Source organism: Paenibacillus sp. E222, assembly GCF_013401555.1.
Lineage (GTDB): Bacteria > Bacillota > Bacilli > Paenibacillales > Paenibacillaceae > Paenibacillus.
On record NZ_CP058552.1, the window covers coordinates 5,408,972 to 5,421,738 of the forward strand.

At 42.6% G+C, this 12,767-nt stretch carries 9 protein-coding genes; all 9 read right to left on the reverse strand.

Annotation, left to right across the window (positions count from 1 at the left end; genetic code table 11):
* Positions 1-65: 65 nt before the first annotated feature.
* Complete coding sequence (locus HW560_RS24015; protein WP_179264944.1) at positions 66-2,195, reverse strand: serine hydrolase domain-containing protein; 2,130 nt, start codon at positions 2,193-2,195, stop codon at positions 66-68.
* A 194-nt stretch (positions 2,196-2,389) separates the two neighbouring features.
* Positions 2,390-3,751 (reverse strand): sensor histidine kinase, encoded by a 1,362-nt coding sequence (locus tag HW560_RS24020; RefSeq protein ID WP_179264945.1) that lies wholly within the window; start codon positions 3,749-3,751, stop codon positions 2,390-2,392.
* A complete protein-coding gene (locus tag HW560_RS24025; protein ID WP_024634381.1) occupies positions 3,748-4,422 on the reverse strand; it encodes a response regulator transcription factor in 675 nt (224 codons plus the stop codon). The genes HW560_RS24020 and HW560_RS24025 overlap by 4 nt, the downstream gene beginning before the upstream one ends.
* A 237-nt stretch (positions 4,423-4,659) precedes the next feature.
* Positions 4,660-6,750 (reverse strand): serine hydrolase domain-containing protein, encoded by a 2,091-nt coding sequence (locus HW560_RS24030; RefSeq protein WP_179264946.1) that lies wholly within the window; start codon positions 6,748-6,750, stop codon positions 4,660-4,662.
* A gap of 34 nt (positions 6,751-6,784) precedes the next feature.
* On the reverse strand, positions 6,785-8,239 hold the full coding sequence (locus HW560_RS24035; protein ID WP_179264947.1) for an alpha/beta hydrolase family protein: 1,455 nt from the start codon (positions 8,237-8,239) through the stop codon (positions 6,785-6,787).
* Positions 8,240-8,371: 132 nt separating this feature from the next.
* Positions 8,372-9,355 (reverse strand): alpha/beta hydrolase, encoded by a 984-nt coding sequence (locus HW560_RS24040; protein ID WP_090897486.1) that lies wholly within the window; start codon positions 9,353-9,355, stop codon positions 8,372-8,374.
* A 130-nt stretch (positions 9,356-9,485) separates the two neighbouring features.
* Positions 9,486-10,472: an alpha/beta hydrolase gene (locus tag HW560_RS24045; RefSeq protein ID WP_179264948.1), complete on the reverse strand. Its 987-nt coding sequence runs from the start codon at positions 10,470-10,472 to the stop codon at positions 9,486-9,488.
* A 225-nt stretch (positions 10,473-10,697) separates the two neighbouring features.
* On the reverse strand, positions 10,698-12,065 hold the full coding sequence (locus HW560_RS24050; protein ID WP_179264949.1) for a sensor histidine kinase: 1,368 nt from the start codon (positions 12,063-12,065) through the stop codon (positions 10,698-10,700).
* Positions 12,062-12,736, reverse strand: a complete 675-nt coding sequence (locus HW560_RS24055; protein WP_179264950.1) for a response regulator transcription factor — start codon at positions 12,734-12,736, stop codon at positions 12,062-12,064. The genes HW560_RS24050 and HW560_RS24055 overlap by 4 nt, the downstream gene beginning before the upstream one ends.
* Positions 12,737-12,767: the final 31 nt, after the last annotated feature.

A 12,767-nucleotide genomic window follows, 5' to 3' on the forward strand; every position in this document is an offset into this window, starting at 1 on the left:
CCTGTTGAGTTCGTTTGTTGTACCGCCGCTTGAATCTCTATTCATTTATATTCATTTATATTAATTTACTTTTTTAATGAAATTTCAAATTGGGAGCCAGCCTCACCTGCAAATACAATACGGCCGTTTTCGGGTAAAACAACAACATTCTTACCGCTAACCACGCTGTGATTAATACAAATTCCGTTCTGATCATAGATAGCAAAGGCTCCTTTTGCAGGTAACTTCACTGTCATGACTTTTCCTTTCGCAGTAGCGGGTACCGAAAACCATTTGGCATATCCATCTGCTTGAATGGTTGTTGCGGATTGTTTACCGGAATAGATTGGTTTCACCAATCCCTCACTGGCGAATACATAACCTGAAAATGTAAGATACTCTCCTCCGTTCTTTTTGGAGAAATGAATGTCCATCGGTTCTCGTCCGGCACTACCCGGAATCTGCAATTGATTGGCTGCTTCGCCTGCTCCAATAATCTTATTATTGGACATATACCCTGGATTCTCTTTATTCAATTGAATAGGCAGGATCGATGTAGCATTAAGATAGAGCATTGATGTGTATTTCGCATTCACCAGATAATATTTTTTACCATCACGCTTTGCCCATGCAGCGTTAATCTCCTTGGGTAATGTATTGGCTTTGAGCTTTTCCGCATTATATTCTGAGAGAGCCACCTGTCCGAGTCCTGGAACGGAGATATAAGATCGAGACCACAGGTAGGTATTCCCATTTTTCTCCACAACGAATTTCAACTTTTCTGTACCATCATCACTCACAAAAGTACCATCTGATGTATAGGTGTATTCTTGAACCGGATTACTTGGAGCCGTGAGAGAGGAGAGCGTCATTTGTCCTGCCTTATTTATTTTGATCTTCGTAACTGAATTATTGCCACCATAATTCCCTGCAAACTTGGAGATTTCTTTAGGCATATCAGCCTTCACAGGTACACCAAATGATTTTTCCGGTTTCCGTTCTTTAATAATGCCCTTTTCTTCAAGTGCGCTAAGTAATAACTCACTCGCAATGAATTGATTGGTTATGCTTGCTCCGCCTGAAGAGATCACGGCTGCAGCCATGTTGTATTCCGGAAGTACGACGAGTGAAGAATGATAAGATAACGTATCTCCACCTTTCGTAACAGCCTTGATGCCGTAGTCACTGAATGGGAACAAGTCCACACTATCCCACCCTAATCCGTAAGACATAGAAGAATCACTATCCTCTGGCCACATGCCTCTTCTGTATTCTTTTTGCTCCATGGCTTCTACCGACTTGTTGGAAAGAATCCCTTTGACCTCTCCTGTGAAGATTTGCGAAAATTTCACCAGATCCTTAGCGGTGGAATATATGCCTCCTGAAGCAATGATATTATAATTCTCGTGTGGAAGCTGCCCCTTATACAAAGGAGAGTAGATTCCCGCCATTTCTCCCGTATTAACTATATCCTGTGGTGTTTTGGTATGATTCATTTTCAGAGGCTCTGTAAAATATTTGTGTATAAATGCCGTAAAGCTCATACCAGTGACTCTCTCAACCAGAATTTCAGCTAATGTAAATCCATCGTTAGAGTACACCGAATACGCACCTGGCTCTGCCATCAGATTCTGGGTCGCCAATTGATCCAAAAAGGTATCATGTGCATAGGTATCATTGTCCCCATACAGTATAGCACTACCGACAGAGGTTCCGAAAAGCCCGGCCGAATGATTCAGCAACATACGGGGTGTAATCTGTTTGTATCGTTTATCTTTCATTGTAAAATCAGGCATATAGTTCACAACAGGCACATCCAAATCGATCTTGCCTTCATCAACCAGCTTCATTACAGCGGCTGTAAGCATCATTTTACTGGTTGAACCAATGCCATAGATTGTGTTCGAAGTAAGAGGTACCTTGTCGTTTAGATCGTTCTTGCCCGTTTGACCGGACACCGTAATCTCTCCACCATCAATGAGCGCATATTGCAGACTCGTCGTACCGTACGTCTCAGTCAGTAATTTGGCTTTTTCGATTACGGTTTTCTTTGTTGTCTCATACGTAAGGTTAATGCTGTTATTCATGGCAGCCGGTGCGGCCATTGCAGACATTGGGGCAAGTATCGTCAGCATGAGAGTCACAGCAGCTATAGTATTTCTCTTTCTTGCTCTCCTCACACTCATCTTCAGTTTTGTTACCTCTCTTGGTTTCATTCTTGCATCTACTCCTGTCTTCATCATTGTGTTAAGCCACCATAACGTGGGCGCTAAAGACAATATAACAAACCAAGATGTCCCCCTAATGACTACAACATGAACGGAGGATGAACAGGCAAAAAAAGTTTGCATCATCATACGCAAGGAGGTTTATACAGGGTGTCATAGCCTAGTGAAGGCATGAAATCCAATCACTCTGTGGGTGTTGTGATTGGCAAGATGACTATGAAGGTCGTTCCTCGTCCATATTCGCTCTCCACCCGGATGTCCCCTTGATGAAGCGAGACGATCTGCTTTACAATAGCTAGTCCCATACCGCTTCCTTCATATTTCTGACTGTGGGAACGATCAGCTTTAAAGAATCGGTCAAATATACGCTTTTGGTCTTCCGGGAGAATACCAATACCCGAATCCGATATGCGGATCATCACGTTCTTGATATTCTGTTTGATCGTGACGTTAATTCGGGCACCTTCTTCGGAAAATTTGATGGCATTGCCGAAGATATTGATCCACACCTGATTTAACTGGTCATAATCGGCCGTGATTTTGGTGGGCTGCAAATCAAGATCGATCTGAATGTTACGGGCCGACCATTGGGGTTGAATAGCAACAATTACTCGTCTGATCTGTTCATCCAGACTGAGCGTGGCGAGCCGCATTTGCAATGATTGAGATTCAAGCAAACTCAGCTTTAGCAGACTATCACTAATTTTGGACATTCGTGCAGTTTCAGTGATGATAATGTCGAGATAATCGCTTCTTTCGTCATCCGGGAGGTCTACCTGCTTGAGCGCTATAGCAAAACCGGAAATGGAAGTGAGCGGAGACTGAACTTCATGGGACACGTTTGCTACGAATTCCCTGCGCATCTGCTCAAGCTGCTTTAGATCGTGCATCATTTCTTCAAAGCTGCGAGCCAAAGTACCTATCTCACCTTTTTGTTTAATATTAAGCTTGACGTTGAAATCTCCAGCAGCTATAAGCCGGGTCGCTTCTGTCAATTTTTTGATTGGTCTTACCAGAAAAATAGCCGCAATTAGTATCAATAGGCTCCCTGCTAACAAGGAACAAATCAAAAAGGTTACAACAAACTTGATAAGAAATGAGGTGGAAGAGGAAGTGAGGGGCTCTACAAACATTGCTATGCTTCCCATTTCAGTTTTTATCGGCAATCCCAAGAAGATCGTATCGATTCCATTAACTTGGACTCTTCCTCCATCCAGCACTTTCTTCACTTGTTCTGTAGTCACTAGGAAAGGATGTTGTCCTTTAAGTTCTCCATAGGATTGAAACTGACCCGTTGCTTTATAGATTCGAATGTGGTAAGAGTTGAGTTGTTTCATTTCACTTATAAACATTTCTGCTTCGCGTAGAGGCATTGTCTCGTAGATGCGGACGATATCCTGGCCAAAGTCAAGCAAGGAGCCTTGTAAGTTTTCGTTTAATTTATCTTGAAATATCCAAGTTGTAGCAAGAAAAGAAAGGATTGTGCCCCCGATCACGGAGACCAGAAAGGTCAGGACTACACGTGTATAGAGGGAGCCGGTCACTCCTGCACCTCTAGCCGGTAACCAAGTCCCCGCACCGTTTCGATACGAAAATCGGAGATATCGGCAAAACGTTCGCGTAGACGTTTAATATGCACGTCTATCGTTCGATCATCGCCAGTATAATTAATTCCCCAAACTTGATCGATTAATTGCTCCCGCGTATAGACTTGTCCCGGTAATCCAGCAAGTTTATACAATAATTCGAACTCTTTAAGCGGCAAGGTGAACGACTCTGTACCCCTCAGGACCTTATAAGTCTGCCGGTTCAGAATAACGTTTCCTAATTGGATGGTCTGCGTTAAACCTATACGGTATCGTTTCAACAGTGCCTTGACGCGAGCCATCAACTCAAGCGGATCGAATGGCTTCGTCATATAGTCATCTGTCCCGAGCTGAAATGCTTGTACTTTCTCCCAGGTCTCGTTTCTTGCCGTCAACATTAGTAACGGAAGATCCGGATTGGCTCTTCGAAGTTCCTCGCATAATGCCCAACCGTCCATGACTGGCATCATAATATCAAGAATAACCAAATCGACTGGCGTGGAGGTATAGATAGCCAGGGCTTCCTTTCCGTCTACGGCGTTGATGGTTGTAAATCCGTCGTTGCGCAAAAATAAACAGACGAGTTTGCGAATGTTCGCATCGTCGTCAGCAACTAATATCGTAGGCATCGTTTCCACTCTCCTAAAAAAGATTAATTCTTCAGTTGAGCAAGAGCGAAGAATTCTAAATCATGCTACCTCATTGGTTGAAATCACTCTGTTCTACTATAAATATATCTTCTTCAATTGAACAAAAGCAGCCGATTACGTGAACTGCACCCCAATTGTTAGATGGTGTCTAACAATTGGGGTGCAGTTCATTTGATCGGCTGCCTTCGTTAAACATGCTACCTTACTAGAATTCATCTATTTCAATGAAATTTCAAATTTGGAGCCAACCTCACCTGCAAATACGATGCGGCCGTTCTCTGGTAAAACAACTTCATTCTTACCACTGACCACGGTGTGATTAATACAAATCCCCTTTTGATCATATACGGCAAAGGCACCATTTGAAGGCAGTTTAACGGTCATAACTTTTCCTTTCACAGTTGCTGGTACCGAAAACCATTTGGCATATCCATCTGCTTGAATCGTTGTTACAGATTGTTTTCCCGAATAGAGTGGTTGAACAAGTTCCTCACTGGCGTATATGCTACCTACAGCTGTGATGTACTCCACTCCGTTCTTTTCGGCGAAATAAATCTCCTTGGTATCACGTCCAGCCATGCCAGGGATCTGAAGCTCAGTGACTGCTTCGTTTGCTCCAATAATCTTGTTATTGGACACATACCCCGGAGTCTCCTTACTCGTATGAATCGGGAGAATTGGTGACGAATGTAGATAAACTGTTGATGTATATTTCTCATTCACCAGGTAATATTTTTTACCTTCACGCTGCTCCCATGAGGCCGTAATATCCTGGGATAATTCATTGGCTTCCAGCTTCTCCATTTTATATTCGGAGAAAGCCAATTGTCCAAGTCCTGGCAAGGATATATAAGATCGATACCACAGATAAGTCCTTCCATTCTTCTCCTTAACGAATTTCAACTTTTCCGTGCCTTCATCGTTAACAAAAGTACCATCCGCTGTATAGGTGTATTTTTGAGCCGGATGACTTGGAGCTGTGGGTGTGGATACAGTCATTTGTCCAGCAGTATTCATTTCGATCTTCTTAACCGAATTATTGCCGCCATATATACCTGCATTCGTGGCTATTTCTTTAGGTACATCTGCCTTCACTGGTACACCAAACGATTTTTCTGGCTTCCGTTCTGTAATAATCCCCTTTTCTTCAAGTGCGCTGAGTAATAATTCACTCGCAATGAACTGATCTTTGGCACTTGTCCCACCTGATGAGGTAACGGCTGCAGCCAGATTATATTCCGGCAGTACGATTAAAGATGAGTGATACGATATGGTATCTCCACCTTTCGTAACAGCCTTGATGCCGTATTCACTGAATGGGTACAAATTTACACTATCCCACCCTAACCCGTAAGATATAGACGTATCGCTATCCTCCGGCCACATGCCTCTTTTGTATTCTTCTTGCGCCATGGCCTCTACCGACTTACTGGAAAGAATGCCCTCGACCTCTCCCGTGAAAATTTGTGAAAATTTCACAAGATCTTCAGCAGTGGAATAAATGCCTCCAGTAGCGATGATATTATAATTCTCTTGAGGAAGCTGGCCTTCAACCAAAGGAGAATAGATTCCCGCCATTGCTGCCGGATCAACCACATCCTGTGGTGTTTTGGTGTGATTCATGTCCAGAGGCTCTGTAATATATTTGTGAATAAATGCAGTAAAGCCCATGCCACTAACTCTTTCGACTAGAATCTCCGCTAATGTAAAACCATCGTTACAATATACGGAGTACTCTCCTGGATCGGCTTTCAGGTTTTGATTCGCCAATTGATCTAGAAACGTATCATGTGAATACGTATCATTATCTCCATACAATGTGGCATTGCTTCCAGTGCTGCCCAACAGACCGGAAGAATGATTCAACAGCATGCGCGGTGTGATTTGTGTGTAGCGATGATCTTTCATCTTAAAATCAGGTAAATAGTTCACAACAGGCAGATCCAAATCCATCTTTCCCTCGTCAACTAGTTTCATCACAGCGGCTGTAAGCACCATTTTGCTAGTTGATCCTATGCCATAGATTGTATTTGAAGTAAGAGGCACCTTGTCCCTTAGATCGTTTTTGCCTGTTTGAGCGGACACCACAATCTCTCCACCATCAATAAGGGCATATTGCACACTGGTCGTACCGTACGTCTCGGTAAGGATCTTCGCTTTCTCCGCTACAATTTTCTTGGTTGCTTCATACGTCAGATTGCTGTTGTTACTCGTAGCTGGTGCGGCCAGTACTGACATTGGAGATAACATCATTAACGCCAGAGTTAAGGCGGTGATTGACATTCGTTTTCCCTTTTGTCGTCCCATTCACATCATCTCCTGATTTAAATGTTTAGGTTGATTAAAGTTCTTTGGGATCTATAAATTTCACCTCTGGATACAAGTCGCTCGGTCCCTGAATCAGAGTGCCACCCGTTCCTTTCAATTGCTTATTAAAGAAATCAAGTACATATTGATTTACGATGTTTGCTCCTCTTTTACCATTGATGTCTCCTGTGATCCCGGACAGTTTAACCAGCTCCGAATAGAATTGAAGATCCGTGAAATTGAAGTGCTGGGTTCCTTCTATATAAATCACATTTCCCCCATGTTCAATAACATTTTTCATAATGTGCAGCTCATCTGAAAGAAATTTATTTACTTCGTCATCCGAATTTCTATCATTTTCAAAATTGACTAACCAGTCTTTAAAACTTCCCGATCTGATGAACATAAACGGCTTGTTTATATCATCTCTATTTTCCACTTCATTCAGTGACCCGTCCATATTAACCCCGGCCTTGATTCGAGGATCCAAATACGTTGCATTAAACGCCGTTGCACCCCCAAAAGAATGCCCCATCGCACCGATGTTATTTAAATCCATTTTCCCTTTGAATTGACTTTCAATTGCACCTGAATTCAGCTTTTCGATTTGATTGATTACAAATTCCACGTCTTTTGTCCATATATCCCCAATTTCTCTGCGGTCATCTATGGTTGTCATCTTTGTTGTATAGCCCGTTACACGGCCATCCGGAAAAAGGGTCGCAAAGGTGCTGTACGTATGATCGATTGTCGCTACGATAAACCCATGACTGGCCAGATTCTCCGCCTGTGATGCTTGTAGAACTCTACTGGTTCCCATACCATGAGATAGCAGTACCACGGGATAAGGACTTGTGGAAGGTAATATTTCTACATTTTCATAAGAGTTGGTTTGACTATACTTCAAGTAGTCGAGCAAAAATTCGGGCAGTTTTAAAGAAGCAGAGAAGCTCTTAATATACGTTTTGAACATTTCTTTATCATTTGGAAACAGCGTGTCACGCTTGTTGTTATTCATGTTCTCCGTAGGATACCAGACTTGAACCATTAGTTCCCTCTTGTCGCTCTGATCTTCAGTTAAGACTTCGTCTCTGTTCTGGTCCGTAAAATGAAAGGTTTGAGTACCCACTTTCTCTGGACCATCCGGCTTCGGCAAATTAAATACAGGTAGGTATACAGACAAGGCAGTAGATATCACAAGTAGAATGACGATTAAGGAAGATAAACTATATTTCAAGAACTTCCCTATTTTTAGATTCACCATTTTTTCGGAATGCCTGAGTAAAACTATGATTATGAATAGAGCCGTCATGATATATACCAAAAGCAGCTGCCATCTGTATCCCTCAACAAACAATTGAACTAATAATATAACGCTGCTTCCTATACCCAAACCCAAGCCTGTTTTCTTAGAACTTCTTTTAATAAATAGTAGGTCTATGAGTAACGCGAAACAGGATAGAACTAAAAGTATTTCAAATAATCTCATGTTGAATTCCTCTCTCTTTCATCACGGACATCATCCGAATTGGATTTACTATGGAAAAACCGCCCCGCAGGACGGTTTTCATATTCTTTCATGCACACCTGGTAAGTCAAAGAGTGTACGTTTATACCATATTTATTTCGCTTCGTTCATAAATGCTCTAACATCTTCAGCAATTTTTTTGAATTGAGTATGGTGTAAATAATGTGAACCATCCATTGTGATTACTTTCCCATGTACCGAATCTTTGATCTGCCCTTCATGCAGCGGTATCCATCCTTCTACACCTTCATTATTCGCTTGTACAAATAGAAGAAGTGGAAGGTCTTTAGGGAAGGTTAAACCTTGAGCACCTTTAAAATTGGAATAAATATGATCCATCTCGTTTAATGACGTGGGATTATACATATTTTTATTCGAGATCATTCTCATTTGCTCAACGGTCTGATCATCAAATGCCAGTCCCTCATAGGGGTCTGCACTCACTTTCATCATTAATCTTAAGAGACCTGTATTTCTAAGAAGAGCAAACGTTTTTAATGGGAACTTCGCATCTGTAATACTTGGTTGGGTGGAAACACTACTGTCAATACCGACGAAGGCAGTTACCTCATCCGGATATTTGTTCACATAATCAATGCCGTAAATACCTGCAATAGAGTGACCCATGAGCATGTACTGATGAATATCAAGTTGCTGCAGAGCTTCATGAACTTCACTTACGATATTTTCTGTGGTTCTTTCTTTTTCTGTTCCATCACTTAATCCGTAACCGAAAGGCTCAACTGCAACAACTTTGTAATATGGAGATAATTCATCAATAAGCAGCTTGAAATCAAGCGCTGGTGTTGCTGTTCCAAAACCAGGCAGAAGCACAATCGTTTCCTTGCCTTCACCTTGAATGAGCACATTCATATTTTTCCCGTCTACAGATACGTGCTGACCATAGGGCTCTATCTTTTTCGCCTCTGAATTACTACTAATCACATTTGTGATATAAACAATACCTAGAAATAAAATAATGGCAATTAAGATTGCTCCTAGTACTTTAAGTATAATATTTCGTACTTTCCTGGCCCTCGATCCATTCTTCGCTTTCTTTTCCTCTGGTTGTGTCACTCTCATCTTCTCCTGTCTTGAACTGTTTGTTGGGTTCTCTTCTCTGCTGCTAATTAAATCTTAACCCGTGAAAATGTACTCCCCGTGACGTCAATATGAACTGAATATGAACAAGCAAATAAATTAATATTTACCGGGACGTCATAAATCCCCTGAATTTTTCCGCAATTTCTTTGGCATGGGAACGATACAGATAATGATTCGCTTCCAGCAGCACCACTTCACTATGCACAGTGTTCTCTATTAGCTTCTCATGCTCGGGAATCCAATTCTCCGCTGCCGGATGATTCTTTTGAATAAAGAAAAGAACAGGGAGATTTACAGGGAACGTTAGCTGTTCAGCTGCTTTAAAGTTAGAATACATGCTCTCTGCCTCATTTAATTGAGTGGTATTATACATATTTTTTCGGATCAGAATGTTCAATTGTTCTTTGGTCTGCTCATCATATGGTAGTCCATCATAAGGGTCAGCACTCAGTTTCAATTGTACTCGCGCAAATCCTAAGTTACGGAACCATTTAATCGGTTGTGTATCTGACGAATCAATCTTCTGTTCACTTATCGCTGGAACACTGCTATCCAATCCCACGAATGCACTTACTTCGTTTGAATATTTGTTCACATAATCCAGACTATAGATCCCCGATATGGAATGACCCATCAGGATATAGCGATCAATATGGAGACTCTGTAACGCGTCATGAATTTCACTTACGATATTTGCCGTACTGCGTTCCTTTTCGGTCTGATCACTTAATCCGTAACCAAAAGGCTCAATAACAACGACTTTATAATATGGGGATAGCTCTGAGATAAGCGGCTTAAAATCAAGTGCGGGTGACGCTGTTCCAAACCCTGGTAAAAGGACGATCGTTTCTTCTCCTTTTCCTTGAATGCTGACATTCATCTGTTTTCCATCTACAGACACGCGCTGTCCATACGTTTCCATTCTTTTTTGCTCCGAATGACTGCTGATTTTGTTAACGCTATACACGGTGGCCACGAAAAGTAGGATGACTATAACGATTGCACCTAATACTTTAAGCAAAATGTTCAACACTTTTCTCGTTCTGGTTCCACCCCACGGTTGCTTCTCTGTTTCTGGTGTCACACTCATCTGCTCCTGTCCTCATCTGTTTACTGGTCGTAACAAGCCGTTAATCCAAGCCTAACCAACCCAGATGTCCTCATCATGACGACAATATGAACGGAGTATGAACTAACAAAAAAGGGCCACGTTTCACATGCGCGGCAGCTTGCATGTGAAACGTGGCCTGAAAATATGGTTTAAACAATGAGATGAATATTCTACACATCCACATTATCCTGTAAGTAAGCCTAACTATTCCGTTGGTGGAGTGATGGGCAACGTGACAATAAAGGTCGTTCCATGACCAGGTTCACTTTCTACTCGGATGTCCCCTTGATGAAGCGATACAATCTGTTTAACGATGGCAAGTCCCATACCACTGCCGTCATACTTGCGACTGTGAGAGCGATCCGACTTGAAAAACCGTTCGAATATACGCTTCTGGTCTTCAAGAGGGATACCGATACCTGTGTCGGAGATTCGAATAATCACGTTCTTGATATCCTGCTTGGTGCTGGCGTGAATTACACCGCCATCCTTGGAAAATTTGATACCGTTGCTAAGAATATTCGTCCATACCTGGTTCAACTGATCGTGATCAGCCAAAACTTTAACAGCTTGGAGATCAAGCTCAAAGTGAATATTGCGAGCAGACCATTGTGGCTGGAGAGTTACAATAACCCGCCTGATCTGTTCATCCAGGCTAAGTGTGCTAAGTTGTGGTTGCTGTGACTGTGATTCAAGCATACTCAGCTTGAGCAGATTATCACTCATTTTGGACATCCGCTTCGCCTCGGCGATGATAATATCAAGATATCGGCTTCGTTCTTGCTCTGAGAGATTTACTTGTTTCAGCGCTTGAGCATAACCGGATATCGAAGTCAACGGAGATTGAACCTCGTGTGACACATTCGTTACGAATTCCCTGCGCATCTGCTCCAACTGCTGCAAATCATGCATCATTTCTTCGAAACTGCGCGCCAGTGTTCCCAGTTCTCCGGTTTGCTTGATATTCAGCTTGACGTTGAAATCACCAGCAGCGATCCGCTTCGTTGCTTTTGTCAGTTTTTTGATCGGTCTAACCAAAAATACGGAAGCAATCAGAATGATAATACTTCCTGCAATCAATGAACAGGTTGCAAAGATCGAAGCCCATTGGACGACAAACAAGGAAGAAGGTGGAGCGAGCGTCTCAAAAAACATGGCTTTCGCTCCCATTTCCGTTTTCACCGGCAAACCTAAAAGAACTGTGGCAATACCGTTCGGATTGTCCTGGACCACGCCTCCATCTAACACTTTCTTTAGTTGCTCCTTCGTCACCGGGGCCGATTTATGCCCGTTAAGCTTTCCATAAGACTGGAACTGACCCGTTTCATCGTAAATTCGAATATGATATGAATTCAGTAGTTTCATTCCACTAACGAACGATTCAGCTTCACTTAATGGAAGGGTCTTGTAAATCTGCACGACATCTTGGCCGAAGTTACGTATGTTAATTTGAGCATTTTCATTCAATTGATCTTCGAATATCATCGTGGACATAAAAAAAGAAATGACTGTGCCGGCGATAACGGAGACCAGAAATGTCAGGACCACACGGATATATAACGATCTAATCATTCGTAAACCTCAAGCCGGTACCCCAAGCCTCGGACCGTTTCGATCCGAAATTCAGATGTCGTCGCGAACCGTTCACGCAGGCGTTTAATATGTACGTCTACCGTTCGATCATCTCCAGCGTAATCAATGCCCCAGATCTGATCGATCAATTGCTCACGTGTATAGACTTGTCCGGGTGTTCCAGCGAGCTTATAGAGCAATTCGAACTCCTTCAGCGGCAGCGTAAGTGACTCTGTTCCTCGCGTCACCTTGTAGGTTTGTCGATCCAGAATGACGTTGCCGAAATGGATCGTCTGTGTGGACCCGATTTTGTATCGTTTCAGTAATGCTCGGACACGAGCCGTGAGCTCCAACGGATCAAACGGTTTCGTTAAATAATCATCGGTTCCCAGTTCGAAGCCCTTCACCTTCTCCCAGGTCTCACCTCTCGCAGTCAGCATGAGCAACGGAAGATCAGGATTGGCTCTTCGCAGCTCTTTGCATAACGTCCAGCCATCCATGACAGGCATCATGATATCAAGCACAACAAGATCAACATGGGTTGAGCCGTATACAGTCAGTGCCTCCTTGCCATCTGCGGCTTCAGCCGTTTCAAATCCGTCATTTCTCAAAAATAAACAGACGAGTTCACGAATATTCGGATCATCGTCAGCAACCAGTATTGTAGGCATTTGTTTCCTCTTTTCTTGTTTCCATGTCATG

Bases quoted from the DNA above. Each gene is read 5' to 3' on its own strand.
- HW560_RS24030 (WP_179264946.1), bottom strand. From the start codon at position 6,750: ATGGGACGACAAAAGGGAAAACGAATGTCAATCACCGCCTTAACTCTG.
- HW560_RS24035 (WP_179264947.1), bottom strand. From the start codon at position 8,239: ATGAGATTATTTGAAATACTTTTAGTTCTATCCTGTTTCGCGTTACTC.
- HW560_RS24050 (WP_179264949.1), bottom strand. From the start codon at position 12,065: ATGATTAGATCGTTATATATCCGTGTGGTCCTGACATTTCTGGTCTCC.
- HW560_RS24055 (WP_179264950.1), bottom strand. From the start codon at position 12,736: ATGCCTACAATACTGGTTGCTGACGATGATCCGAATATTCGTGAACTC.
- HW560_RS24045 (WP_179264948.1), bottom strand. From the start codon at position 10,472: ATGAGTGTGACACCAGAAACAGAGAAGCAACCGTGGGGTGGAACCAGA.
- HW560_RS24015 (WP_179264944.1), bottom strand. From the start codon at position 2,195: ATGAAACCAAGAGAGGTAACAAAACTGAAGATGAGTGTGAGGAGAGCA.
- HW560_RS24025 (WP_024634381.1), bottom strand. From the start codon at position 4,422: ATGCCTACGATATTAGTTGCTGACGACGATGCGAACATTCGCAAACTC.